We start from the raw sequence: 23,949 nt of genomic DNA on the forward strand, positions 1-23,949 counted from the left end.
TTGGAGGGTCGTGAGGGTATCGAGCGGGTCGGGAGGGTGTTTGGGCGGAGGTTTTCGTTGCGGAGGTTTTCGTTGCGGAAGCGGGTCAGAGCAGCAGTTCGACAAGGGTGCGGATGCGGCGGGCGATGGTCTCGGGCGAAGCCATGCGCCCCTCGCCGTCGCCGCAGTCGACGATGCGCAGCGTCGCATCGCCGGCCGCCGCCTCGAGGTAGACGTCGCGCACGGTGCGCTGCAGCGCGAGCGACGATTCGTGGATGTCGGCCGCACCGTGCAGATAGGCGCGGTCGTCGCCCTCGCGCGCCGAGCGGAGACGCTCTTCGGTGAAGGCGAAGGGGACGTCGAGGAAGAGCGAGAGGTCGGGACGCGGCAGACGGTTGTGTTCGAACTCCAGGCTGAGAATCCACCGGGCCAGCCTCCGGCGCGGCTCCCCCTCGGGCAGCTTGGCGCACTGGTAGGCGATGTTCGAGTAGACGTAGCGGTCGAAGATGACGGCATCGCCGGCGGCGAGCCACTCCCGGATTTGGGGTGCCGCCTCGGCGCGGTCGCCCGCAAAGAGGAGCGCCACCAGATAGGGGTCCACCGCCTCCACGCCGCCGAATTCGCCGCGCAGGAAGCGGGCGATGAGTTCGCCGTAGACAGGCGCATCGAAGCGCGGGAAGTGCACGTAACGGCTCTCCACGCCGCGCTCGGCAAAGAGCTGGCGCAGCAGGGCTACCTGGGTCGATTTCCCGGCGCCGTCCAAACCTTCGAGTACGATTAACATGGTCGGTTCATTTATTATCAGGGTTCCGCCGCCCGGCCGCAGCCGCCGCGGCAGCCAGTGTCCGGATTCCGCTAAGCCGCAGATGCCGCAGCCTGCTCTCCGTACGGCGGCCCGCCCGCCGCAACATCGGCTCAACATCCGCCGCAACTCGGCCTGGCATCCGCCCGCAACTCGGCCTGGCATCCGCCCGCAACTCGGCACAACATCCGCCCGCAGCAGCATCGGCACGCCGCTCAGCTCCCCCCCGGCAGCTCAACGCAGCATCCGCACGGCACGGGCTACGCCGTCGGCCAGCGCGTCGGCCTCGGCGAGCGTATTGTAGAGGGCGAACGACGCACGGCACATGCCCGTCACCCCGTAGTGGGTCATCACCGGCTCGGCGCAGTGCTGTCCCGTACGGACGGCGATGCCGAGCTTGTCGAGAATCATCCCCATGTCGTAGGGATGAGCCCCCTCGACGTTGAACGAGACGAGGGCGCACTTGTCGGCCGTCGTGCCGTAGATGCGCAGCCCCTCGATGGCCGAGAGGCGCTCCGTGGCGCGGCGCAGCAGCTCCGCCTCGTGGGCCTCGATGTCGGCCGGGGCAAACTGCTGCACGAACTTCACCGCCTCGCCCAGTGCGATGGCTCCGACGAAGTTGGCCGTGCCGGCCTCGAACTTGAGCGGCACGGGGGCATAGGTCGTCCGGGCGAACGAGACGCGGTCGACCATGTCGCCGCCCCCGAGGAAGGGGGGCATCGCCTCGAGCAGCGCCCGCTTGCCGTAGAGCACGCCGATGCCCGTCGGGCCGTAGAGCTTGTGGCCCGAGAAGGCGTAGAAGTCGCAGTCGAGCGCCTGCACGTCGACACCGCCGTGCACCACGCCCTGGCAGCCGTCCACCACCGCCACGGCGCCCACCGCATGGGCCGCATCGATGATGGGCCGCAGCTCGGGGCGCGTGCCGAGCGTATTGGAGGCCTGCGTCACGGCCACCACCTTCGTCCGCCGGTCGAGCAGCCCCGCGAGCCGCTCGGTCATCAGCCGCCCCTCGTCGTCGAAGGGCAGCACGCGGATTTCGGCGCCGCACCGCTCGGCGAGCATCTGCCACGGCACCAGATTCGAGTGGTGCTCCATCTCGCTGATGACGATGTTGTCACCCTCGTGCACGAAGCGGCCGCCCCAGGCGTAGGCCACCGTATTGAGCGAAGCGGTGGCTCCGGCCGTGAAGACGACCTCCTCCTTTTCGGCCGCTCCGATGAAGCCGGCAATGCGCTGCCGCGCCTGCTCGTAGCGTTCGGTCGCCTCTTCCGAGAGGAAGTGCACGCCGCGATGGATGTTGGCGTTCAGCTCCCGGTGCAGGTAGTCGACCGTATCAATCACACAGCGGGGCTTCTGCGCCGTTGCGCCGTTGTCGAGATAGACCAGCGGCCGGTCGTAGACCCGGCGTTCGAGAATGGGGAACTCCCCGCGTATCTTTTCAACCTCTAACATAGTATCTCCTTTCACTTTCCACCGGCTGCCGCGGCGCCGCACATGCTCCTCATCCGCGCCGCGCGCCGCGCCATCACATCCGTTCGAGCTTCTCGCCCACGCCGCGCATGAGCACCTCGTGGAGCTGCTCCACGCCGCAGCGGCGCACCACGTCGGCCACGAAGCCCTCCATCAGCAGCGCCCGGGCCTGCGCCTCGCTCAGACCGCGCTGCCGCATGTAGAGCAGCGCATCCTCGTCCATCTGTCCGACCGTCGCGCCGTGCGAGCACTTCACGTCGTCGGCATAAATCTCCAGCTGGGGACGCGTCGTGATGCGGGCCTCGTCGCCCAGCACGACGTTGCGGCTCGTCTGCCGCGCATCGGTGCGCTGCGCGTCTGCCGCCACGTAGACCAGCCCCCGGAATTCACCCACGCCGTCGCCCGAGGCAACCCCCTTGACGCACGACTCGCTGCGGCAATCGCTCACCGCATGGTCGATGCGGATGTCGGCCACGCAGTGCTCGCCCGCACCGGCCAGGAAGGCCCCGTGGAGCGTATTCGACGCACCGGGCTCCTGCAGCCCGACGCGGCAGACGAGGTTCGACCCCGCGAGCTGGAGCGTCGTCAGGTGACACTCGCTCCGCCCCTGCTGCCGCACCTCCACCTCGACGAAGGCCTCGGCCGTAAAGAGCACGCACAGCTCCAGGTGCGCATCGCGCCCGAGCTCGACCTCGACCGAGGCCTCGAGCGGCCGGTCGTAGAGCAGCACGAGCGACGCCGCGGCGTCGGGTGCAACCACGACGCTCAGCTTCGGGGCGCCGGCCGCCACCAGGGGCGCCGGCTCCGTGTGACGGATGTCGAGCCGCTCGCCCTCGAAGAGGCGGAAGGCCCCGCCGCACAAAAGTTCATCGAGCCGTATCATTCCTCCGCGTAATCGTTGATAAGCCAGTCGTATCCCTCCTTTTCGAGCTTGAGGGCCAGCGTCTTGTCACCCGAGTAGATGATGCGGCCCCGGTAGAGGACATGCACCACGTCGGGGACGATGTAGTCCAGCAGGCGCTGGTAGTGGGTGATGACCACCGTCGCATTCTGCGGCGTATGGAGCCGCGTAACGCCCGTGGCGACGATGCGCAGGGCGTCGATGTCGAGGCCCGAGTCCGTCTCGTCGAGAATCGCCAGCTTGGGGTCGAGCATCGCCATCTGGAAAATCTCGTTCTTCTTCTTCTCGCCGCCCGAGAAACCCTCGTTGACCGAGCGGGCCGTGAGCTTCGCGTCGAGCTCGACCACGGCGCTCTTCTCGCGCATCAGGCGCATGAACTCGGCCGCCGTAAGGGGCTCCTCACCGCGGTAACGGCGCTGCTCGTTGACGGCCAGCTTCATGAAGTTGGCCATCGAGACGCCCGGAATCTCGACCGGGTACTGGAATCCGAGGAAGAGCCCCAGACGGGCGCGCTCCTCGATGGGCATCGAGAGCAGGTCGTGCCCCATGAAGGTGGCCGAACCGGCCGTGACGGTGAACTTCTCGTTGCCCGCGAGCACCGACGCGAGCGTCGACTTGCCTGAGCCGTTGGGTCCCATGATGGCATGCACCTCGCCCGCCTTGACCTCGAGGTCGATTCCCTTGAGAATCTCCTTGCCTTCGACGGAGGCATGCAGATTTTTTACGCTTAACATATCTTTTCTGTCCGTTTTTTCTGTTTCACATTTCCGGCCCGCGGGCCGAAGGAGGCACCTCGCCGCATCGCAGGCGCGGCCGCCTTTCCGTCCGCAGCCGGGCGGGCGGGGGCTACCCCACCGTATTTTCAAGGCTGAGCGCCAGCAGCTTCTGCGCCTCGACGGCGAACTCCATCGGGAGCTTGGCCAGCACCTCCTTGGCATAGCCGTTGACAATCAGCCCCACGGCATCCTCGGTCGACAGACCGCGCTGGTTGCAGTAGAAGAGCTGGTCGTCGGAAATCTTCGAGGTCGTGGCCTCGTGTTCGACCACCGCCGAGCGGTTGCGCACGTCGATTACGGGGAAGGTGTGCGCGCCGCAGCGGTCGCCGATGAGCAGCGAGTCGCACTGCGAATAGTTGCGGGCGTTCTCTGCACCCCGGGCCACACGGACCAGACCCCGGTAGGAGTTCTGGCTGAGGCCCGCCGAGATACCCTTCGAGACGATGCGGCTGCGCGTGTTGCGCCCCACGTGTATCATCTTCGTGCCGGTGTCGGCCTGCTGGTAGTTGTTCGTCATGGCCACCGAGTAGAACTCGCCCACCGAGTTGTCGCCCGCCAGCACGCAGCTCGGATACTTCCACGTGATGGCCGAGCCGGTCTCGACCTGCGTCCACGACAGGCGGGCGTTTTCGCGGCAGAGGCCGCGCTTGGTGACGAAGTTGTAGATGCCGCCCCGCCCCTCGCGGTCGCCCGGGTACCAGTTCTGCACGGTCGAGTACTTCACCTCGGCGTCGCGCTCGACGACAATCTCAACCACGGCGGCATGCAGCTGGTTCTCGTCGCGCCGCGGTGCGGTGCAACCCTCCAGATAGCTCACATAGGCCCCCTCGTCGGCGACGATGAGCGTCCGCTCGAACTGCCCCGTGCCGGCAGCGTTGATGCGGAAGTAGGTCGACAGCTCCATCGGACAGCGCACACCCTTGGGGATGTAGCAGAACGAGCCGTCGGAGAAGACGGCGGCGTTGAGCGCCGCATAGAAGTTGTCGGTATAGGGGACCACGCTGCCCAGATACTTCTTCACCAGCTCCGGGTAGTCGCGCACGGCCTCGGCCATCGAGCAGAAGATGATGCCCCGCTCGGCGAGCGTCTGCTTGAAGGTGGTCTTCACCGAGACGGAGTCCATCACGGCGTCGACAGCCACTCCGGCCAGCGCCATCTGCTCCTCGAGGGGAATGCCCAGGCGGTCGAAGGTCCGCTTGAGTTCGGGGTCGACTTCATCCATCGAGCCCAGCTTCTTCTGCGGTTTGGGGGCCGCATAGTAAATCACGTCCTGAAAGTCGATTTCGGGAATCGTCAGGTGGGCCCACGTCGGGGGGTCGAGCGTCAGCCAGTGGCGGTAGGCCTTCACGCGGCGCTCGGTCATCCACTCGGGTTCGCCCTTCTTGGCCGAAATCAGCCGCACGACCTCCTCCGAGAGGCCCTTGCCGATGGTTTCGGTCTCGATGTCGGAGGTGAAGCCGTACTTGTACTCCTGCTCCCCGAGGTTTTCCAGTATCTCTTTTTCGTTCTCTGCCATTGTCTGCAAAATATCGGACAAAGGTACAAAAATCCGTCGATAATTCAACAGCGCTCCCTGCAATAATGATTCCGCAACGAGAAATCTCACAGACGCAGGGCCGCAGACTGCGGAGCAGGCCCGCCAGAGACGCCTCGCACGCCCGTTTTCCGCCCCGGCCGGACGGCACGGGCGCCGAGCCCCGGAGCGGAAAACAAAATTTATCCCGGTTTTATTTGGTACTTCGCCAATTTTGACTTACTTTTGTCCCCGCTTAACGTTCGGAAACGACGTTTCAGCTGCCCGGAGAGTTGGGTGAGTGGCTGAAACCAGCAGTTTGCTAAACTGCCGTACGGGATTACTGTACCGGGGGTTCGAATCCCCCACTCTCCGCCAAGAAGCAACGCAAAAGATTGCAAAACCCTGTAAATCACGAATTTACATGGTTTTTTATTTGGGCCGGAATGCAGAAAAAGGCATCGGAAAGCGGGTTACCTGTGGCCTATTCGGTGTACCTTTTTCCGGGCCGAAAAAGTACACCGAATTACTCGTAACAGTTTGGTTTGCACCTGTTTGCAGCGGTCTTCCTCTTGACATGAGACACTTGGGAAACTAATTTTGTAACCCTTAATTCGGTGTACTTATGGAAAGGACAACATTCGGACTGTTGTTTTACATTCGGCGGGACAAGACCAACAAACGAGGTGAGGCTCCCGTGTTTATGCGTCTGACAATCAACGGAGAACGCGCTGACGCCTCAATCAAGCGCTTCATCGAGCCGCACGCCTGGAACTCGGCAAAAGGAAAAGCCAACGAAAAAAGCCGCGGCGGAAAGGATTTGAACCTGTACCTGGACGCCATTTCCGCCAACATTCTGCGGATTCAAAGGGACCTTGAGCTCGACAAGAAAGAGGTATCCGCCCAAATCATTCTGAATCGCTATCTGGGCAAGGAGCAGTCGGACCGTCACACGCTGATGGAGGTCTTCCGCGCCCACAACGAAAAGTGCAGGGCGCTGTCGGGCATCAGTCTCGCTCCGGCAACGGTGATTCGCTACGAAACCACGCTGCGGTTGACCGAGGAGTTCCTGCAAAAGAACTATAAGAAAGAGGACTGCTATCTGGATGAGGTCACGAATCAGTTTATCGAGGACTTCGAATTTTTTCTCAAGACCGTCCGGCGGTGCTGCCACAACACGACCACCAAGTACCTGCTGAACTTCAAAAAGATTATCCGCATTGCACTGGCCAAAGGCTGGATGAAGAAGGACCCCTTTGCCCAGGTTCACTTTCATTTCGAGCCGGTCGAACGCGAGTTTCTTGAGAAACAGGAGCTGAAAGCCATGCTCAACAAGGAGATTACCATCACCCGGCTGGCTCAGGTCCGCGACATCTTCTGTTTCTGTTGTCTGACGGGGCTGGCCTTTACGGACGTTCAACAGCTCAGGCCCGAGCATCTGGTGGCGGACATCCACGGCAAAATCTGGATTCGCAAGGCGCGACAGAAGACCAAAAACATGTGCAACATCCCGCTGCTTGACGAGGCACAAAAGATTATCGACCGCTACAGGGACCACCCCTACTGCCAGACACACGGTGTTTTACTTCCCGTATGCAGCAACCAGAAGATGAACTCCTACTTGAAGGAGCTGGCCGACATCTGCGGCATCCGCAAGAATCTTTCGACGCATTGCGCGCGCCATACGTTTGCAACCCTGACGCTGGCCAGCGGCGCCACGATCGACAACGTCGCCAAGATGCTCGGCCATGCCAACGTCAACATGACGCGCCGCTATGCGAAGGTCCTCGACTCGTCAATCATGCGCGACATGGAGGCCGTCGCCGAAAACATGGCGTTGTAGCCCGATGTCGGACATGCGAGGTCTGTAAAGGACACCCGGCACCTTTTCCGGAATTCCGCCCTATTTTGCGGGCGGGTTTCGGGAATCGGAGCCCCGTAAATAATAAGGTGTACTATGGAATGCAAACTGATTGAGGCGGCCGCCTTCGAGGAGTTGAAGGCAATCGTCAACCGGATTCAGAGCCGGACGGCCCATCTGGCCACGAAGACCATGCCCCGCAAACCCGGAGGCTGGCTGACCCAGGAGGAGGTATGCGGCATGCTGCGCGTCTCGAAACGGGTACTGCAATACTACCGGCGGCAGCGGAAGATCCCCTACTCGATGATCGGCAACAAGGTCTATTTCCGAGAGAGCGACATCCAACGCATACTCGATGCCAATCTGGTCAAATCCCGAGCATAATGGAAGAGTGGGTTACGCGGAGATCTCCGGAGTACAGGGAGCTTCAGGAGAAGGCACTGGCGGCACTCGACCGGATCGAGGCGATGATCGAGACCCTGCCCTCACATCTTAATGCGGAGAGCTACCTCACCAGCGAGGAGGTGCGGAACCTCTTCGGATTGAGCCAACGGTCGCTGCAGACCTACCGCGACGAGCGGATTATCCCCTACACGACCCTCGGCGGAAAGTTCCTCTACCCGATGTCCGAGATTGCGAAGATTCTCGAAAAGAATCTCGTCAAACCGATTCAGCGATAAGACAAGGAGCAACGGGCAACCCGTTGCTCCTGTTTTTTCAGCCCAACGCCTCCAACTGTCGGATCTCCTCTTCGGAGAGAAAATCGCGGAGGTATTTCCCGCCGGTATAAAGGTCGCGTTCAACGCTTAGTCCGAAGGGCAGCCGCAGCGACTCCAGCTCCGAGAGGAGCAGATACCCCCACTCCCACTCGAAAATGTGGCAATATCCGTAGAGGCGCCAGTCGTCGCCTTCGCGTTCGGCCTCGGTGATGAGCCACGTCCCGCTGCCGCAGGGGTTAAAGTATTTGACAAGGACTTCGGCATAGAGCCCTTTTCCGTCCTGGGACCCGATGGGATCGTCCTTAAAAAGACATGACAGGAGCAATAACGTATAAAACGCACGGAGATAGTGTTTTGACGAGTTTGTTTCGGAGGTAAAAGAGCGGTTCAGCCGCATGAGGAGGCAAAGTTCGGAAAGAGTTGCGTTACTAGATCGTTACCGCAGCTTTTTCCGGACTTCGTTTTTAATGGTTTGTTTTTCAGTTTCTTGCGCCAGATTTCACAACAACAAATAACTCTAACGAACGTATTAACAGTAAAGTTTTTAGAGTTATGGCAAGAAGCACTTTCAAGGTTCTGTTCTATCTGAAACGACAGGCCGAACAGAACGGCAAAGCACCCATCATGGGGCGCATCACCATCAACGGAACCATCTCGCAGTTCAGTTGCAAACTGTCTGTCCCTCCCAAACTGTGGGACACCAAAGCCAACAAAGCATCGGGCAAAAGCGTCGTAGCCCAGCGTATCAACGAGAAACTGGAAAACATCAAGACCAACATCGGCAAGCAGTACCAGCGTATCTGCGACCGGGATTCTTACGTCACGGCCGAGAAGGTCAGGAATGCCTGGCTGGGTTTCGGGGACGGATATCAACTCCTGTTACAAACCTTCGACGACTACCTGAAAGAGTTCGCCGAGAAGCGCGTCGGCAAAGACCGGGCAAAGGGAACCCTCGTGAACTATACCCGTGCCCGCCGTTATCTTGGCGCATTCCTGCAATACGAATACAAGCTGGAGGATGTCCCTTTCCGGGAGTTGAAGCGTGAATTTATCGAAAAGTATGTAGTTTACCTTTCGGCTGTTCGTCATATGCTTCCCGGCAGTATCCATACTCCGGTCAAAAAACTGAAGCTGATGACCTACACCGCTTTCAAGAACGGCTGGATCACCTCCGATCCGTTTGCCGGATTCCATATCAACGTCACCTACCGCGACCGGCGTTTCCTTTCCGAATCGGAACTGCAGGCCGTGATGAATGTCTATGTCCCCAATTACAAGACGGCCATCGTCCGGGACATATTCGTGTTTTGCTGCTTCACGGGGCTTGCTTATGCCGATGTAAAGAAACTCACTAATGACGATATTCACACGGATGAACAGGGTGATCTGTGGATCGTGGACCATCGCCAGAAAACGGGAACGCAGTTTCGGGTCAAGCTGCTGCCGGTGGCCAAACGGCTCGTTGAGAGGTACAGACACTTGCACTTGCCGGGAGGCTGCGTGTTTCCGGTCAAAAGTCGTAAATCCATGAATATGTCCCTACGACATGTGGCACGCCATGCCGGGTTGTCATTCAATCCGACGATGCATGAAGCAAGGCATACCTTCTCGACCACGGTCACCCTCTCGCAGGGTGTTCCGCTGGAGACGGTCAGCAAGATGCTCGGACACAAACACATCACCACCACCCAGATCTACGCCAAAATCACCAACGACAAGATCGGTCGTGACATGGACGCCCTAAGCCAAAAGATTGCAGAAAAATTCCCAATAGCATAATCCGATAAAGAGAACTGACTATGAAGAAACAGATAGAAGATCTCGGTTCTATTGAGATAACCGATAACGACTAGGGGCCTTGTACGGTTGCAGTCCGACTGGTCGATGGCAATGTCTGGATGACACAGAGCCAAATCGCACGGTTGTTCGGCGTGTACGAGGCCGCCGTCCGCAATAATCTGAGAACCGTGTTCAAAAGCGGTATGTTGCGTGAGCGGGACGTAACCCATCCTTCCTGGAACGGTCAGAGCGGCTTCGGGACGCTGTATGGGCTCGAATCGATCATCTACATGAGTTTCCGCACCGGAACCTACCGGGCAAAGGCTTTCAGGGAATGGGTAGTGCATACTCTGAGCGAACATTACCGTCAAGGCAAACCCAAAGAACCCTCCGTGATTCTTGTATATAATTCCGGGGCGGAACGATTCGGACAAACCGCGAGCTGAGAGAACAAGAATATTTATCTGAACGTGGAAGCCGGGCTATACTGATAGCCCGGCTTCCCAACGTAAAAAATAGCCATAATGGTCAAGACTTGTTCCGACAGTTGTTTTGCTATTGTACAAAAAGAGTGTCGGGTGTTTGTTACGAAGTTGCGTAACTTCCTTTAAATAGAAAGTACGGTTCGGCAAAGTTCTTTCGCGTTTCAACGTCGGAATCTTGCGAACAGTATCATGCCAGAAGTCAATTCCTATTGTACCCGTGCGTATGCGACAACAGAACCCGTTTCCAGTAGGTTTCCCGTTCGATAATGCTGTCGTCATCCTTTTTCATCGGACATCCTATTATGACACGAAAGTTCGAATGAGGTAGCCAATGCGAGTTATGTCTTAAAAACGGTTATAATACCCGTATTAGTAATAGCGTTGTTAGTAATAAAAATATTACTTATATTTGTGCTGTATAACTCTTGCGCATATATGGAGAACAAACCTTTTATATTCGGCGTTGCGACCTCAGGCGATAACTTTACCGACCGGGAGAAAGAAACAGAACGCCTGCTGTTGAATTTCCGGCATGGTGTAAATACCGTGCTGATTTCACCCCGTCGCTGGGGTAAAACTTCTTTGGTGCAGAAGGTGTCTCGCCTGGCACAGTCCGATAATTTGAAAATCGTTTATATCGACATTTTCTCGTGTCGCAGCGACCGGGATTTTTACGATGCTTTTGCGTCCGCCGTTCTCAAACAGACCTCTTCGAAGGTGGATGAATGGCTGGAGAATATCAAACTGTTTCTTTCCCGTATCAGTCCCAAAATCTCAATGGGCACAGATCCGATGACGGATTTTTCCATATCGCTTGAACTGAATCCCAAGAGCAGCGACATCGACGAAATCCTGCAGCTTCCCGAAAAGATAGCGCAGAAAAAAGGTTATAATATCGTCATCTGCATCGACGAATTTCAGCAGATCGCCGAGTTCAAGGATTCCAAGACCTTCCAGAAGCGGCTGCGTTCCGTATGGCAGTTGCAGAAATCGGTCTCTTATTGTTTGTTCGGCAGCAAGAAACATCTGATGAACGAACTGTTCGAGAAAAAGAGCCTGCCGTTTTACAAGTTCGGCGATGCCATCTATTTGCAGAAGATCGCCACGCCGGATTGGATCGATTACATCTGCGGACGTTTCGAGGCCACGGGCAAGCAGATTTCAAGAGAACTGGCAGGAAAAATATGTCAAATAGTAGATAATCACTCTTCGTATGTACAGCAGTTGGCATGGTTGGTATGGATTCATACTGACAAAGTCGCAACGGAGCAGGATTTCGAGGCAGCCTGTCAGGATATTATCGACCAGAACACGCCGTTGTTCGAGAAGCAGACCGAAAGCCTTACTACCTATCAGATGAATTTCCTGCGAGCTGTCATAGATGGGGTTCACAGTGGGTTTACCACGCAGGAGGTTTTGCAGAAATACCAGCTCGGCTCGTCGGCCAATGTCAGCATTGTAAAGCGGGCGTTGGTCAAGAAAGAGCTTATCGAGGTCGAGAAACGCCAGGTGGTAATTCCCGATCCGGTAATGAAAGAGTGGCTGAAGCGGGAGTTGCACGGAGTATGGGGGCATTAAATATTGCCGGTTGGAATCAGCTGCGCAGGCTGGTAATTGCTTGGGTCATGTTACAAAAGCCGCCATGTCGTGCGGCTTTTGCTTTAAACTAACTGAAAATGTGCTCTGGTATTTCCTGAGGATCAGTCCCACCAGCAGAGGATATTGTCCTGCAGCAGCCGGAAGAGGATGCAGAAGGCCTTATTGAAACGGACCTCCTGTTCTTCCCCCAAGTAGAACCCTCCTCCGTGGTGTCGGACTTTGAAACGTTCCTTATTGCGGAGGTTGACACGGGCCGGTAAGCGTTCCATATCCTCGCCTTCATTCCCTTCTTTGATAATGATCTGCAGCAGCCGGCTTGCCAGTTCCAACTGGGAAAGGACATAGTCGCCATTCATGCAGTGCGAGAAGTGGCGCCAGTAATCGGCCATCCGGTCGATCTTAAACTGGAGAATGGGGAAAATAAATTCCCCGTCGAAGTCCGATCCGAGACCACCGTTAAAAACAAAAGTTTGCCATGCGGCCATCTCCCGGCGATAGACCAGATTTTGAAATGCCGACCAGTCGTCCTTCGACATGCCGTGCCTGCACCATAGCTTGTATTCTTGATATTCGGCTTCCATCTCTTTTTCAAAAACCTCTGCCGAGCGGTCTTCCGTAGCGGCAGACTTGTCACGCATATCGTTTGCATTTTCAGTCCGATCCCAATGAATATTGTTGGCAGCCCTGAAGGCATAGGACATTCCCTCCCTGGCGGGATGTCTGGCCCATTCTTCCATCTCTTTGGCCCGCTCCTCTGCCTGCATGCGCTGCCACTCCTCCTCCAGCTGCAGCAGGCGACGCTCATTCTCCGCCGTCATGGGTGCCGTTGCATCAAAAATATCATCGGCACCGCCGCCCGTCAGCAGGGATTGGCAGGCCGGGCCATCGTTGCTGCCACAGGTAAAAAGCCTTTTCCCGAATTTCCGGGCGATTTTCATTGCATACCTCGTATTGCTGCTCGGGGTATGTTGAATGACGATAATCGGATTGGCCAAAGCGACTTGCAAACGGATGCAGGCCTTCGTATGCGACGGAGAGGACTTCCCTTCCGGCGGCTGCACGGAGAGCAACAGGCCGCCATTGCTCAGAATATCCTCGCAAAGGTATTGTTTCGTCATGGAACCTATCCGATTCAACCCGGACGCAAGAAGGACAATGCACTTGTTGCCGCGAAGTGTGGCGCCCCGAAGCAAAGCAATGTCGGCAACCAGTCCGACCATGACATAGTCGTACGCCACACAGTTGAAGCCCATGTCGTACATCCGTACGAAATCATTCTGATCGTCCGTTCGCGCGGCTGCTACTGCCACTAACCGGGGATGTTTCAACAACCCGACATCTCCTTGTGCCCAGATTTTCTGCGGCATCTCCTTGCCCATAGCACGGAATATCCACGGATAACCCGGGTCGGAAGGTTCGAGCGTAATGATTTTATTATTTGCCATAGGTGTTGAATTTTGGTTTCCGACAAAAATAACAGCCGCTTATGCTGAATTGCAGCATAAGCGGCCGGTTCTTGCATTTTCCTGTATTTTTCGCAGGTTCAATCGCGCAGGGAATATCCGTTGCAAGAGAACCGCTTCTTGACGTTGGCTTTTACCATCTTCTCCGAACCTCCGTAGTAGGTAATCTCCCATAGAAGTCCGGCCGTCAGTTCTTGCGGCGAAATCCGCACATCGGCATCCACGATAATCTCCATCCCCAAAATTTCGGGCCACGACGTGTGAAGCGCTACAGGGCCGATCGGGCGGTCGTCTACCTTATCACAGACGAGGCAGTTCATGTCAACCATCGGGTTGCACCCTTCCCAACGGCAATTCAGGCAGATGTAATAACCGGACGGTTTATCGTTCAACTTCCGAATCTTATAGTAAGTTTCTCTCCATCCGTCCATGTTGATAGGGCTGGCAGATTTGGGCTCATTGTTTTGCCACAAGGCGGTAAATATCGGATAAATTTCAGCAAAATCGTATTGCATGAGTAGTTTGTGGAATGTCATACCTATTTGAATTCGATGAAAAGTTGTCTTGCAGGACAACCGGCAACACAAAGTTCGCCGCAGGATATGCCAAATCAAGGCTAAATAGAATTATAACCGGATGTGTTCTGATTTGGCAGAGGTGAAAAATACATTTGTCTTGAAGTCGTAAATTATTTGGAAAAATGAATGAACGGGTAAACAAGATGAATGAACTGCAAGAGCAGCATAAGAAACGAATGGCAGAGTGGCTGGCATCCGTGCCGCATGTAGATGAATTGCTGGCTCTGCAATTGCAGGGAACTATCCCGAAGCAAATGCCGGGAGATGTTCAGACAAACGGTTATTTGAGGGAGATTGCCCAAAAATCGCGCCGCGAATTGGACAAGGCCCGATATATATTGGAAAGGCAGGCGAAAGCCGGCGTCGAGACCATTCCGTATTATGCCGATGAATATCCGCGCCATTTCTGCGGTTTGGGAAATGATGCACCTCCTCTCATCCATGTGTTGGGAAATAGGGAACTGTTGAACCGAGAAGACAATGTGATAATCATAGGCTCCCGTGCTGCAGATAGGGATGGACTGGCTGCGGCAAGCCGCATGGCCGAGCAAATAGGTGGTGCTGGACATGTCGTTATCAGCGGACTGGCCGAGGGGTGCGATACGGCCGCTCATCGCGGCTGCCTTGATGCGGGCGGACAGACGGTTGCCATCGTGGCGTCGGGTCTGGATATCGTTTATCCCAAATCGAATAAGGCCTTGCAGGACGAAATTCTGGCAAATGGAGGGGCTGTTCTGTCGGAGCATCCCTTCGGCGTGAAAGCCAACCCGACGAGGTTGGTTGCCCGTTGCCGGATGCAGGTGGTGTTGACCCAATCCGTTATCGTGGCCCAATGTCCCGTGGTCAGCGGAACCATGTATGCCGTGCATTTTGCCCAGGAATATAACGAGTACTCCTACGACGGATGGGAGAGCAGTATTTATGCGGTGTCGTTCGCCGAGTGGAACGAACGGAACTCCGGAAATGAATATCTGTTGGACAGCGGCCGGGCGGTTCCGATTATTCCGGGGCAGCGGCTTGCATTGGATGACTGCAATATGCTTGTGTTGGAATAACTGGAGCAGAAAACACTTGAAGAGGGATGGTACGGGTAAATTATCCCTGCCAGGAAGTACCTTATTCAACTTGAATGCGACTGACCCCGGCAGGTAATATGCAAGGGTATGAACCTCTTTCTTCTGACCGGGTTTCAGCAGAAACATCCATGCCGGATTACAACGCAGGCTATGGACTTTTTGTTTCTTAAAAATAAAATATACTTATGCCGAATTGCGACACAGGTATCGAAAGGACAAAACCGAATGATTAAGAATTTATTTTTATCTGCAGAGCTGTCGTTTGGCATATCCGATCGATAGATTTGCAGGAAAAAAGAAATGAAGCAGACAGTTATATCCTTAGATCTGGAGGATATTTTCACAATGATGGGCGAAAGCACCACAAAATTGTTTTCCGTGTGCAGATTGTCTGCCGATACGGGAACTGACCTCTGTGCTGAAATCCGGACACATTTTGCCAAACAAGAAATCAGGCCTTGTGGGCGTATGGCAGTGCGTATAACCTCGGCTTCGGGGTTTACACTGGATGAAATCCAACAAATATTAAGTACCATACGCGACCTTTGCTCGGAAGATCTGATATGGGGTTTCGAGTCGGATGATACAACCGATCGAATCACGACAGACATGCTTTTTGAGGTAGAACCATCATAACGGAATAACATGAATGATTTTGCGGCAATAGATTTTGAAACGGCCAACAGCCACCGCGAAAGCGTATGCAGCGTTGGGATTGTAATAGTAAAAAATCAGAAGATATCGGACACGTTTTATGAGTTGATTCGCCCAGCCCCGAATTATTATTGCGACTGGACCACGGAAATTCATGGTTTGACTCATCGCGATACGGACCAGGCCGATCCTTTTCCTGTGGTATGGCAGAAAATAGCCCCGGCTCTCACGGGTTTGCCGTTGGTAGCCCATAACAGTCCGTTCGATGAAAGTTGTCTGCGGAGTGTTTTTGCATATTACAGAATGCCTTATCCTGATTATGAATTTTTCTGTACGTGCCGACAATCGCGCAAAGTATTTCCGGAACTACCTGACCACCGACTGGATACGGTTGCCGGACACATCGGGTTCGATCTGAAGAATCACCATCACGCCTTGGCCGATGCATTGGCTTGTGCCGAAATAGCGAAAATAATTCTGTGAAATATATGAAAATATCAGGATAATATAAATGTCATTTGGCTGAAAAACGTTATATTGTTTAACCCATTTAATTCTCTAACCCATGGCAAACTTCTATTGTGAATACTGTGGACAAAAGTTTTCCTCAGTATCGTCCCTGACCGCAACCAACTGTTCGCGACATCCTAACGGCCCATTAAAAGGCAGGCATAAACTCTATGAAGGGAGTGAGAAGAGTCGATATACCTGTAAATACTGCGGGCAATCGTTCAATAGCATTTCCTCGATGACAGCTACTAATTGTGCGCGACACCCGAATGGTCCTCTAAAGGGTCGGCATGCTCCGGCTTTGTAACCATGTTGTAACCAAAGAAGAATCCGGCTTATTCAGCCGGATTCTTCTTATGGGATGCTTGTTCTATAAATTCCGCAAATTCCGTTTCTACTTGTGAGCAGAATTGGTCTGCCAACGATTTGCCGGAAGATTTGTCAATGTTGAAGTTGAAACAGTAAAATCGCTTTCGATCACCATGTTCTTTTTCCATGTGTGTAGTGCGTTCTTTGTATTCCCAATCCTCGTTCATCAGATAAATGTCATACTCTGTCGAACTACCTCCTCGATACCATTGCAGATGCAAAGAGTGGCCGTTCTTCGTATGATAGACAAAATGGATATTCAAATCGCCCCAGAATACGACATCTTTGTCACCATATTCGTCCTTTTCTATGTCTATCTTCTTGTTCCAATCTGTGACAAGTTCTATTTTATTGTTTTTCAGCAATTCATTCAGACATTGGTCACGTTTTTCATAATTCAACATGACTCCGTATTTCCTTCCACAGTAGTATAAAGAATCATGAGGGTATCGTATGTACATATCCTGACCTTGGGAGTTATCCTTTACAAGATGGTTGATCAAGGATTCGCTGGACAATAGCCGCAGCCGTCTGTCTAGCTTCCGCTCTGTCGAATGGCCTTCTCCCATCAACAGATGGTGAACCGGCTCTGCATATACATATTTGTTGTCTCCAACCACCTTTGTCAGAATCTGATCTTTCCAGGTATTTGCTTTACCGTTGAATATTTTGGCATCCTTATTGAATTGTGAGTCCCAATCATTGCAGTAGCTGTATAGAGTCTGCATGGCATACACGATCTTGTCGGCCTTAACTCCGCCTTTGTCGAACAGTTTTTTGGCAGTTCTCCATTTCGTATCGAAATTGTTCCAATCCGTTTCGCCCTTTTCGTTGTTGAACAGAAAGGCAATAGCCCCTTTGAAGAAGGCTGCCTTTTCGGCTTCATGAATTATATTTTTCCAGTCGGGATCTTGTTTAATTTGTTTGGCTTTTGCGATTTCTTCGAGCAATTGCCTGCGGCCGAATAGTTTTTTTATCTGTTTTATCTGCCCCTCGTCTATCCCGGCCAGATAATCGATAATGTTATCGGAGGCTTGATCTGGAGCTTCGTTATTCTCTATCTTCGGTAGTTTATTGAGTTCCGTGTCGAAGAACCGAATGGCACCGACACTCTGTTCACTGTCCATGTAGTTGTTTTCTGCCATATTCCAGACAAAATGTACCCAATCTTTCAATTTATCCGTTTCGACCTCCTTGCAGTTGGTAAGATAAACGCAAATGGCATGAAAAACGACTTGTTGCTTCAGGGTGATTGGAACCGGGGTATTCGTATTGTCGTCTGTCGCATATCTGGGAATGAAGCTGAAGATTTTGTTTGCCTTGTCGCTCTCCCCATTCTCGGCAAATTCCTCCCAATATGGCATGAAAAGTGCATCTATTGCCTGTAGTTTCTGTTTGTTATCTCCTCCTTCTGCATTCTGATAAAGGTCGCACAGGCGGTTCAGGCAGGTCTGAAGTGAGGCGATACACTCACGGGTAAGCACCTGATTGTAGATGGAGATACTCTGGTAGCGGTAGTCCTTGTTTTTACCGTTTATGGCTGCTGACAGTTGCTTGTAGAAATCGCGGGCTGTTACCTCTTTTGGTGTGGCGTCCGTGTTGCAGCGGGCGATGTACCAGTTGAGGAAAAAACGGTTGAGGAAATTCAGGTATATCTCGTCAATATGATATTCGGCCGAACGGTATGGCCAGAACAGGTCTGTCCACCGGGTATCAAGCAGCAGGCTGAAGCTGTTTTCACTGGTATCGTTTTCCGGTATCAGGTAGTCCCGGTCCGATAATTTGTATTTCAGAAGGTCTACTTTGAAATTCTCGAAGTCTGTCAGTACTTTGCCACGGGCGTTCATCTTGATGTAGAGATCGTCGGCAAGCGGCATGTTCTTGTCTTCCATGTTCAACAGGTAGAAATCGATGGGGGCAGCCTCTCCCTTTAATCGCTTCAGCAGCTCTTTAGCCTTTTCTTTTGTAAGGCCTGTTTTGATACAGTATTCTTCAATGCCGTCGGTAATATCCATCTTGTTGCTGTCCGAAATATTCGTCCCATTCAGCATGCACAGCATCGACTGGATGGTCGGATCCTGCTCGTAGGCCGAGTAGAACCAGGTTTGGTTGCGTACAAAGGTGGCTATACCGTGCGTCTGCGGCTGATAGGACTGGGTGACGCCGCAAAGTTTCTGGCAGAATGTTCTGGAAGAGATTCGCGTCTCGTAGGAAAATCTTTCAAGCACCGTCTTGTCTTCAGACAACGTTCCGGCGCACAATGCCAGATACCAGTGAAGCAGCCATAGAGTAGTAAGACGTTGCTGGCCGTCCAGTGGATAGAGCGTATTGTTTTCCACGCTGCCATACACGAAGTCAAGCACCAGAGGATTGGCGTTGTCCTTCAGGGCGTCGAACAACTGCCCGAGAAAACGTTCGCGCAAAAACTCCTGGCCTTCCCGTCCCTGGGCATAATCGCGTTGGATAATGGGTATGATTATCTTTTTCTCGCTCAGAAGTTTCCAGAATGAAACCTTATCGTTGTTCTTGCTCATGACAGAAAATTTTTAAGGACCTCTATTATGTTGTCTTTGTAGGCCTCGGCATCGTTCCGGGCCCATACATTGGGGTCGAATGAGGCCGTGTTGTAATATTTCAGGAATACATATCTGGTGCAGGGTGGGATGAACGCGGAGGGACTATTTTCGGCTGAACCGAGAACAATTTGCCCATTCTCGTCGATTGTCGATGAATTGAACTTTTTCCCTTGGTCCTTGCCGATAATGATCCTGCGTTTGGCCGGGAAAATGGCGTTGCCGTAACTCCGATTGGTCGATGAATCCAGCAGGGTGAAATTCCATATTTTGTTCTTTTCATTCTGGCTCAATCGGTCATTGCCACCGACATCTTCTATTTGATGTTTCAGTTCAGTAAATGCCTCATCGCGTGCCGTCTGTTTGGCTGAATCCTCACTTTGTTCGTAAGCTTTACCTGCGTATTGCTTGAAAAATTTTTGAATTTGGTCTCGAAGGGTCTTGTCTTGAAGACCAAAATAGGCGTTGAGCAACCATTCACGCTGCGATTTAATATTGTCCAAGCCATTTTCGGTATTCGAATCGATGTGCTCCACATCCCACCCTTCTAATTTGTATAAATGGAATGGGAACTTGTAGAATACTCCGTTTTTGTACTTTGCATTGGCGCTCAATATCCTGTTCTGATTGATGACCGTCTGAAGGTTGTGCAACAACAGGATGGGGCGACAGTTTGTCTTGCTTCCACCCTTAAATTGGGAGCCTTCCTGCTTGACTTCGTAAACCGTATTTTCTATATCCTTGTATGGAATGGTTTTCTTGATTTCTTCTGTTAGGTATTTTTCTATGAATCCGGATTTATTATCAGAGTCGTTCCATTGTTTGTAGATCTCATCAACCCTTCTGCCCATACATATCAGATAACCGACATAGTGATACAGTTCCATGTCGTCGAACCACTCTTGCAAGGTCTGGAATATTTCCCGTACTTTTTCCCAAATAGTGCGGACAGCTTGTGCCAACGAAATTTCTTTCTGCTTCTGCACGGCAAGATAGTGGTAGAAATAGCGGAATGTTCTGAATTCATCGGATGTGTCTTTCTCATCCTTGCATCCCAACATGTCGCAACGGCAGATCATATCGAAAACATAATCGATACGCGTGGGGCGTTCATCGCCGGGGGCATTGAGAAAGAGCCAGAACTCATTGGACTGGAGCGCGTATTCGATGACGTCCCACTCCATGGCTATTTCCTGCTGCCAAAGTCTGATTTTATCATCGTCGCTGCTGCCAAAATTGGATTTGTTTAACAGCAGGGCCTTAATCAACTCGGCGTTGGTCAATGAAATCTTTCCGATATTCAGTCGGGTGAATACCTCTTTGGGATCCTCTTTGGTTTCATACCAAATAAATTTCACTCGATGGAGTAAAACATTTTGAAAGCGCTCTTTTTGCTTTCCGTCGATTTCCTTTAGCCATTCATCGATTTTTTTGTAAGCCTCGTAAATATGATAAAAGTCGATGTTTTTTTCTGCTTCTTTTTCTGCTTCTGTCGTTGTGATTCCATTCAGAAACTCAGCACTATCCCTTCTTGTCTGATATGTAATATCATAAAAGCGAGACTGACCCAATACCTCAAGAATCAGGCGTATGGTTGTCAGACGTTGCTGTCCGTCTACAACTTCCCATTGTCCGTTCAAAATGCGTTTTACTTCATCCAGGTCTTTGGCTGCGTGCACCCTGCCCAACAGTTGCTCCTCTGATGATCTTTTGATAACCACCAAAGGTTGCAGGCAGTAGATGCCGGCATTCTCTTTTTGGCTGAACTCGAAAATGTCATTCAGCAGATCTTCTACTTGCCGTCGTGTCCAACGGTATCCACGCTGGTAATCGGGAATGTAAAATGCCAGATTTTGCAATTCGGCTACGGATTTCAGCTCCAATGTATTCATGTCTGTAGTTTTATAATCCGAATTTTGATTAAATAAATATTCTCATTGATAATAACAATGATTCAGCAATATTTCGACAGCCTGATCAGCATCTTCTTTTTGTAACCCGACCACCTTGTCGGTTCGGACAAAATGAGATTTATGTTTGGGCAGTGCAATCACCTCATCATCAAGTATTGCATAGGAGGTACATTCGGGATGTTGTCTCAACCATTGTTCAATCTCAAATCCCTTGTGACATATAAAATCGCCGTCGCAATGCATATCCAAAATATCCTGGAAGGTCAGGTTGGGAATTGCTCCGTCAATCCGACCGGGATATTGGCGTGTTTCCCACATTCCCTTCAGACAGTTCAATACCGTCTCATCCGTTTCTCCTTCAAACGGAATTTTCCAGGAGGAAGAGATGATGATATGTGCGTCGGTAGCCTCGATGATACGCCCCAGTTGAGCGATACATTCCGGAGCAAACAATACTCCGAACCGATCCCTCCATGCCTGTCCGCGATCCGCCAATTGCTTCGGATAATAAAAGGCATTCAGTACTCCGTCGAAATCTAAAAAGATAACGTTATTCATTCCTCGTTTTTTGAAATATGCCGCAAATATGTGTGCTCCCTATGCCAATTCGCGGCATGGCTGTAAAACTTTATTCGATGATATTATTTAGTTGCAATGATTTTCAGATGAAAAATCCATTAATATCTGTCGACAGACAGATTTATGTCCGAACCATTCTGCATGATCAGCAATTGTTTCGATTGCTTTTGGGGCTATCCCTTTTATGATCACAGTTTTTGGGTAGCAACAAAATTTCTCATCGCTATGAATTTTGTATAGAGATTATTTCAATCTCTTTTTTGTATGAGATTATTTTGTTGATGTCATTATGCTTAAAACAGGACCCGTTCGTTTCTTCTTTCTTCCAGGACCAAAAGCCTTTCTGTCAGACCATGCCAGTAGCGCGATTCTTCGGCACATGTATGTAAGCTAAGCAGACGGTTAGCCGGCAACATTATCATCATTTCCTCGAACCAACTACTCACACCGAATTTTATGCGTCTGTCTTCACATTTACAGCCATACCAATCGTTTAGCCAGTTACCGTTTTGTTCGAAAAGCCGGAGGCAGGTATCGTGAAACAGTGCTGCCATGCGGGACAATCTGCACCATAGTGGCCAATGGTCATAAAGGTATTTGAATACGATATCTGCTGACAAAAGCTTCGGCAAATAGAGAGGAATCTTCTTGGAAAACAAATCTCCTATTCCCGTATAGGAATCTTCCAAAGCAGAATTTTCTTTCATGGAAGGGAAGAAATCGGCAAGACAGTTTTTTGCTTCCATGAAAAACAATTGCAAATCGGGATCGGCAATCGACTCGACCTGCTGCCAATCGATAATTAGTTCGACTGTTTTTGGATAGAATGCAGGATTTTTCATTTGACAGAAAAGTTTTGGTTCTTATTGATGTAAAAAGAGCGCGACCCCCGACTTTTTATCTCCAGGGTCCGACCAAGGTACCCATACCACAAAAAGCGAAGCCCGCGCAGCACGCGAGATCCGACGCTTCGGCTCTGTGGTGTTATCCTTTTACTTGGTCGGTTCAAGAGATAAAGAACAAGCCGTCGAAACTGTTAATATGTCGTTGTATTTTATATCATGTTTCAAATATACAACTTTTTTGCCTGCTGCGCAAGGCTTCGCAATTAGTTCTCATAAAATCTAAAACAGGGTCCGTTCGTTTTTCAGGTTGATGAAGAACCATTCGCCGCCCTTGCAGACGGCAATCCGTTCGGGATCGTTGCCCAAAAGGATATCGTCGTATTCGAAAGGCACAAGTTGTTCTCCGGTTAGAGAGAATACCCCGGCACGCAAGATCTCCTCTTGATGCCTGCATATACTTTGTGCAAGGACAATGCATCCATGGCCTTGCGCTTCGGAATCGGGAAGCCAGTGCGGGGACACAAATCGGGCAGGAAGAACCTCTTGTATTTCTTTGTTCGGCCCAATTCTCACTATTCCAGAATTCAGATTTGAACTGCCTTCTGTTTGGAATATAAACATATTCTCATCCTCTTTTATCGGAGTCCAGACATAGACACCAGAGTCTGCAGGTATAATCGTATTGCCGTCAGAATCGGTCAATCCGCAAAAGAACGTCTCTGCATCACCTACACTGAAATACTTTTCATTCAATCCATGTATCACGAAATAGATTGGAGGTAACAACTCTGTTCCGGAGGTGTCAAGCATACCGCACGCCCGATAATCCAATCCACGCAACTTTTTCCAGCACGGGATGTAATAACAGATACGATCACTATATAAATTCACTCCCAATACATCGTCTGGCAGCACTATTTCATGCCAGTCGAACATTTGTGCTCCACAGTTATTCACATAGAACCATTTGTCGGCTTGCCGCACAAGAACTTTTCCGGCGCTGTATGATACACGATCGAATGCAAGAATACATGGGATTACCATCTTCCCCTCCGCCGTCAGAATCCCATATTTTTCAGTTTTGGGATCCTGCACCATAAAATACTCTCCAATGCGGAAGATAGTAGCATATATTTCTGGGATAATCTGATTACCATTATAATCTTGGATTCCGCAGCGATTATGCTGAATATAGGTATAGAAAAGTCCAGTATGTCCCGGGATAGGCATAGGCCTCTTGTTGGAATCTATAGAGACCCATCCATCCATTGTCATATCATACAGCCGATAGCTGGGATTGTGGGACAATCCGGTTGTGCAACAACACTGTACATATCTGCCTAATTGCAATGAGAACTCTATAAATTCGGGTTCTGCAACAATCTCCCCGTTGCGATCAATAATACCGTAACGCCTGTCTTTTTCATCTCCAATAGCGAATATGGCATAATTGTTACACACACCATAAAGTTCCGTAATTTGTCTCGGATCCTGCAACATGGTCG

At 52.0% G+C, this 23,949-nt stretch carries 22 protein-coding genes and 1 tRNA gene; 10 read left to right on the top strand and 13 right to left on the bottom strand.

What is annotated here, in order from left to right; all coding sequences use genetic code 11:
• Positions 1 to 85 precede the first annotated feature (85 nt).
• From tmk to sufB, 5 genes are all read right to left on the bottom strand, one after another.
• Positions 86 to 763 carry a dTMP kinase gene (gene tmk / locus B5F90_RS07515; protein WP_087362180.1) on the bottom strand — a complete coding sequence of 226 codons (678 nt, stop codon included), beginning with the start codon at positions 761 to 763 and terminating at the stop codon, positions 86 to 88.
• Between the two features lie 252 nt (positions 764 to 1,015).
• Positions 1,016 to 2,233, bottom strand: coding sequence for a SufS family cysteine desulfurase (locus B5F90_RS07520; RefSeq protein WP_087362181.1), 1,218 nt, complete (start codon positions 2,231 to 2,233; stop codon positions 1,016 to 1,018).
• Between the two features lie 73 nt (positions 2,234 to 2,306).
• Positions 2,307 to 3,134 (bottom strand): SufD family Fe-S cluster assembly protein, encoded by an 828-nt coding sequence (locus B5F90_RS07525; RefSeq protein WP_087362182.1) that lies wholly within the window; start codon positions 3,132 to 3,134, stop codon positions 2,307 to 2,309.
• Positions 3,131 to 3,886 (bottom strand): Fe-S cluster assembly ATPase SufC, encoded by a 756-nt coding sequence (gene sufC, locus B5F90_RS07530; RefSeq protein WP_087362183.1) that lies wholly within the window; start codon positions 3,884 to 3,886, stop codon positions 3,131 to 3,133. Before sufC ends, B5F90_RS07525 begins: the two co-directional genes overlap by 4 nt.
• 112 nt (positions 3,887 to 3,998) lie before the next feature.
• Positions 3,999 to 5,444, bottom strand: a complete 1,446-nt coding sequence (sufB, locus tag B5F90_RS07535) for a Fe-S cluster assembly protein SufB (protein WP_087362184.1) — start codon at positions 5,442 to 5,444, stop codon at positions 3,999 to 4,001.
• Between the two features lie 284 nt (positions 5,445 to 5,728).
• Between sufB and B5F90_RS07540 the strand changes: the two genes are divergently transcribed.
• The 4 genes from B5F90_RS07540 (at position 5,729) to B5F90_RS07555 (ending at position 7,982) form a co-directional block, all read left to right on the top strand.
• Positions 5,729 to 5,819 (top strand) — tRNA-Ser (locus tag B5F90_RS07540).
• Between the two features lie 247 nt (positions 5,820 to 6,066).
• Entirely contained in the window at positions 6,067 to 7,284 is a 1,218-nt protein-coding gene (locus B5F90_RS07545; protein ID WP_087362185.1) for a site-specific integrase, read from the top strand.
• A 114-nt stretch (positions 7,285 to 7,398) separates the two neighbouring features.
• Positions 7,399 to 7,686, top strand: coding sequence for a helix-turn-helix domain-containing protein (locus B5F90_RS07550; RefSeq protein ID WP_087362186.1), 288 nt, complete (start codon positions 7,399 to 7,401; stop codon positions 7,684 to 7,686).
• Positions 7,686 to 7,982 (top strand): helix-turn-helix domain-containing protein, encoded by a 297-nt coding sequence (locus B5F90_RS07555; RefSeq protein WP_087362187.1) that lies wholly within the window; start codon positions 7,686 to 7,688, stop codon positions 7,980 to 7,982. Before B5F90_RS07550 ends, B5F90_RS07555 begins: the two co-directional genes overlap by 1 nt.
• A gap of 37 nt (positions 7,983 to 8,019) precedes the next feature.
• Here the strand turns inward: B5F90_RS07555 and B5F90_RS07560 are convergent, their stop codons facing one another.
• Positions 8,020 to 8,418, bottom strand: coding sequence for a DUF2958 domain-containing protein (locus B5F90_RS07560; protein ID WP_087362188.1), 399 nt, complete (start codon positions 8,416 to 8,418; stop codon positions 8,020 to 8,022).
• A 155-nt stretch (positions 8,419 to 8,573) separates the two neighbouring features.
• Here B5F90_RS07560 and B5F90_RS07565 point away from each other — a divergent pair, with 155 nt between their 5' ends.
• The 3 genes from B5F90_RS07565 (at position 8,574) to B5F90_RS07575 (ending at position 11,863) form a co-directional block, all read left to right on the top strand.
• Entirely contained in the window at positions 8,574 to 9,800 is a 1,227-nt protein-coding gene (locus tag B5F90_RS07565) for a site-specific integrase (protein WP_087362189.1), read from the top strand.
• A gap of 119 nt (positions 9,801 to 9,919) precedes the next feature.
• Positions 9,920 to 10,246 carry a hypothetical protein gene (locus tag B5F90_RS10995; RefSeq protein ID WP_087362190.1) on the top strand — a complete coding sequence of 109 codons (327 nt, stop codon included), beginning with the start codon at positions 9,920 to 9,922 and terminating at the stop codon, positions 10,244 to 10,246.
• A 474-nt stretch (positions 10,247 to 10,720) separates the two neighbouring features.
• Positions 10,721 to 11,863, top strand: coding sequence for an ATP-binding protein (locus tag B5F90_RS07575; protein ID WP_087362191.1), 1,143 nt, complete (start codon positions 10,721 to 10,723; stop codon positions 11,861 to 11,863).
• A 122-nt stretch (positions 11,864 to 11,985) separates the two neighbouring features.
• Here the strand turns inward: B5F90_RS07575 and B5F90_RS07580 are convergent, their stop codons facing one another.
• A complete protein-coding gene (locus B5F90_RS07580; protein ID WP_087362192.1) occupies positions 11,986 to 13,329 on the bottom strand; it encodes a DNA-processing protein DprA in 1,344 nt (447 codons plus the stop codon).
• A gap of 98 nt (positions 13,330 to 13,427) precedes the next feature.
• Positions 13,428 to 13,883, bottom strand: a complete 456-nt coding sequence (locus B5F90_RS07585; RefSeq protein ID WP_087362193.1) for a DUF6557 family protein — start codon at positions 13,881 to 13,883, stop codon at positions 13,428 to 13,430.
• A gap of 185 nt (positions 13,884 to 14,068) precedes the next feature.
• Here B5F90_RS07585 and B5F90_RS07590 point away from each other — a divergent pair, with 185 nt between their 5' ends.
• The 3 genes from B5F90_RS07590 (at position 14,069) to B5F90_RS07600 (ending at position 16,138) form a co-directional block, all read left to right on the top strand.
• Positions 14,069 to 14,980: a DNA-processing protein DprA gene (locus B5F90_RS07590; protein WP_087362240.1), complete on the top strand. Its 912-nt coding sequence runs from the start codon at positions 14,069 to 14,071 to the stop codon at positions 14,978 to 14,980.
• Between the two features lie 321 nt (positions 14,981 to 15,301).
• Complete coding sequence (locus tag B5F90_RS07595) at positions 15,302 to 15,637, top strand: hypothetical protein (RefSeq protein WP_087362194.1); 336 nt, start codon at positions 15,302 to 15,304, stop codon at positions 15,635 to 15,637.
• Positions 15,638 to 15,646: 9 nt separating this feature from the next.
• Positions 15,647 to 16,138: a 3'-5' exonuclease gene (locus B5F90_RS07600; protein WP_087362195.1), complete on the top strand. Its 492-nt coding sequence runs from the start codon at positions 15,647 to 15,649 to the stop codon at positions 16,136 to 16,138.
• Between the two features lie 362 nt (positions 16,139 to 16,500).
• On the opposite strand, the gene B5F90_RS07610 is transcribed toward B5F90_RS07600, so the two are convergent.
• From B5F90_RS07610 to B5F90_RS07630, 5 genes are all read right to left on the bottom strand, one after another.
• Positions 16,501 to 19,068 (bottom strand): DUF262 domain-containing protein, encoded by a 2,568-nt coding sequence (locus tag B5F90_RS07610; protein WP_087362197.1) that lies wholly within the window; start codon positions 19,066 to 19,068, stop codon positions 16,501 to 16,503.
• Positions 19,065 to 20,999, bottom strand: coding sequence for a DUF262 domain-containing protein (locus B5F90_RS07615; RefSeq protein ID WP_087362198.1), 1,935 nt, complete (start codon positions 20,997 to 20,999; stop codon positions 19,065 to 19,067). Before B5F90_RS07615 ends, B5F90_RS07610 begins: the two co-directional genes overlap by 4 nt.
• A gap of 42 nt (positions 21,000 to 21,041) precedes the next feature.
• Positions 21,042 to 21,578, bottom strand: a complete 537-nt coding sequence (locus B5F90_RS07620; protein ID WP_087362199.1) for an HAD domain-containing protein — start codon at positions 21,576 to 21,578, stop codon at positions 21,042 to 21,044.
• Positions 21,579 to 21,892: 314 nt separating this feature from the next.
• Positions 21,893 to 22,441 carry a hypothetical protein gene (locus B5F90_RS07625; protein WP_087362200.1) on the bottom strand — a complete coding sequence of 183 codons (549 nt, stop codon included), beginning with the start codon at positions 22,439 to 22,441 and terminating at the stop codon, positions 21,893 to 21,895.
• A gap of 282 nt (positions 22,442 to 22,723) precedes the next feature.
• A complete protein-coding gene (locus B5F90_RS07630; protein ID WP_143256131.1) occupies positions 22,724 to 23,944 on the bottom strand; it encodes a WG repeat-containing protein in 1,221 nt (406 codons plus the stop codon).
• Between the last annotated feature and the right edge of the window lie 5 nt (positions 23,945 to 23,949).

Origin of the sequence: Alistipes sp. An31A (assembly GCF_002159425.1) — a bacterium.
In the GTDB taxonomy this organism is placed as follows: domain Bacteria; phylum Bacteroidota; class Bacteroidia; order Bacteroidales; family Rikenellaceae; genus Alistipes; species Alistipes excrementigallinarum.

What these genes read in the sequence shown, in the direction of transcription:
- B5F90_RS07625 (WP_087362200.1), bottom strand. Translation starts at nt 22,441, where the DNA reads ATGAAAAATCCTGCATTCTATCCAAAAACAGTCGAACTAATTATCGAT.
- B5F90_RS07630 (WP_143256131.1), bottom strand. Translation starts at nt 23,944, where the DNA reads ATGTTGCAGGATCCGAGACAAATTACGGAACTTTATGGTGTGTGTAAC.
- B5F90_RS07565 (WP_087362189.1), top strand. Translation starts at nt 8,574, where the DNA reads ATGGCAAGAAGCACTTTCAAGGTTCTGTTCTATCTGAAACGACAGGCC.
- B5F90_RS10995 (WP_087362190.1), top strand. Translation starts at nt 9,920, where the DNA reads ATGACACAGAGCCAAATCGCACGGTTGTTCGGCGTGTACGAGGCCGCC.
- B5F90_RS07590 (WP_087362240.1), top strand. Translation starts at nt 14,069, where the DNA reads ATGAATGAACTGCAAGAGCAGCATAAGAAACGAATGGCAGAGTGGCTG.
- B5F90_RS07585 (WP_087362193.1), bottom strand. Translation starts at nt 13,883, where the DNA reads ATGACATTCCACAAACTACTCATGCAATACGATTTTGCTGAAATTTAT.
- B5F90_RS07580 (WP_087362192.1), bottom strand. Translation starts at nt 13,329, where the DNA reads ATGGCAAATAATAAAATCATTACGCTCGAACCTTCCGACCCGGGTTAT.
- B5F90_RS07560 (WP_087362188.1), bottom strand. Translation starts at nt 8,418, where the DNA reads ATGCGGCTGAACCGCTCTTTTACCTCCGAAACAAACTCGTCAAAACAC.
- B5F90_RS07520 (WP_087362181.1), bottom strand. Translation starts at nt 2,233, where the DNA reads ATGTTAGAGGTTGAAAAGATACGCGGGGAGTTCCCCATTCTCGAACGC.
- B5F90_RS07610 (WP_087362197.1), bottom strand. Translation starts at nt 19,068, where the DNA reads ATGAGCAAGAACAACGATAAGGTTTCATTCTGGAAACTTCTGAGCGAG.
- B5F90_RS07525 (WP_087362182.1), bottom strand. Translation starts at nt 3,134, where the DNA reads ATGATACGGCTCGATGAACTTTTGTGCGGCGGGGCCTTCCGCCTCTTC.
- B5F90_RS07595 (WP_087362194.1), top strand. Translation starts at nt 15,302, where the DNA reads ATGAAGCAGACAGTTATATCCTTAGATCTGGAGGATATTTTCACAATG.
- B5F90_RS07615 (WP_087362198.1), bottom strand. Translation starts at nt 20,999, where the DNA reads ATGAATACATTGGAGCTGAAATCCGTAGCCGAATTGCAAAATCTGGCA.
- B5F90_RS07545 (WP_087362185.1), top strand. Translation starts at nt 6,067, where the DNA reads ATGGAAAGGACAACATTCGGACTGTTGTTTTACATTCGGCGGGACAAG.
- B5F90_RS07550 (WP_087362186.1), top strand. Translation starts at nt 7,399, where the DNA reads ATGGAATGCAAACTGATTGAGGCGGCCGCCTTCGAGGAGTTGAAGGCA.
- B5F90_RS07575 (WP_087362191.1), top strand. Translation starts at nt 10,721, where the DNA reads ATGGAGAACAAACCTTTTATATTCGGCGTTGCGACCTCAGGCGATAAC.
- B5F90_RS07620 (WP_087362199.1), bottom strand. Translation starts at nt 21,578, where the DNA reads ATGAATAACGTTATCTTTTTAGATTTCGACGGAGTACTGAATGCCTTT.
- sufC (WP_087362183.1), bottom strand. Translation starts at nt 3,886, where the DNA reads ATGTTAAGCGTAAAAAATCTGCATGCCTCCGTCGAAGGCAAGGAGATT.
- sufB (WP_087362184.1), bottom strand. Translation starts at nt 5,444, where the DNA reads ATGGCAGAGAACGAAAAAGAGATACTGGAAAACCTCGGGGAGCAGGAG.
- tmk (WP_087362180.1), bottom strand. Translation starts at nt 763, where the DNA reads ATGTTAATCGTACTCGAAGGTTTGGACGGCGCCGGGAAATCGACCCAG.
- B5F90_RS07555 (WP_087362187.1), top strand. Translation starts at nt 7,686, where the DNA reads ATGGAAGAGTGGGTTACGCGGAGATCTCCGGAGTACAGGGAGCTTCAG.
- B5F90_RS07600 (WP_087362195.1), top strand. Translation starts at nt 15,647, where the DNA reads ATGAATGATTTTGCGGCAATAGATTTTGAAACGGCCAACAGCCACCGC.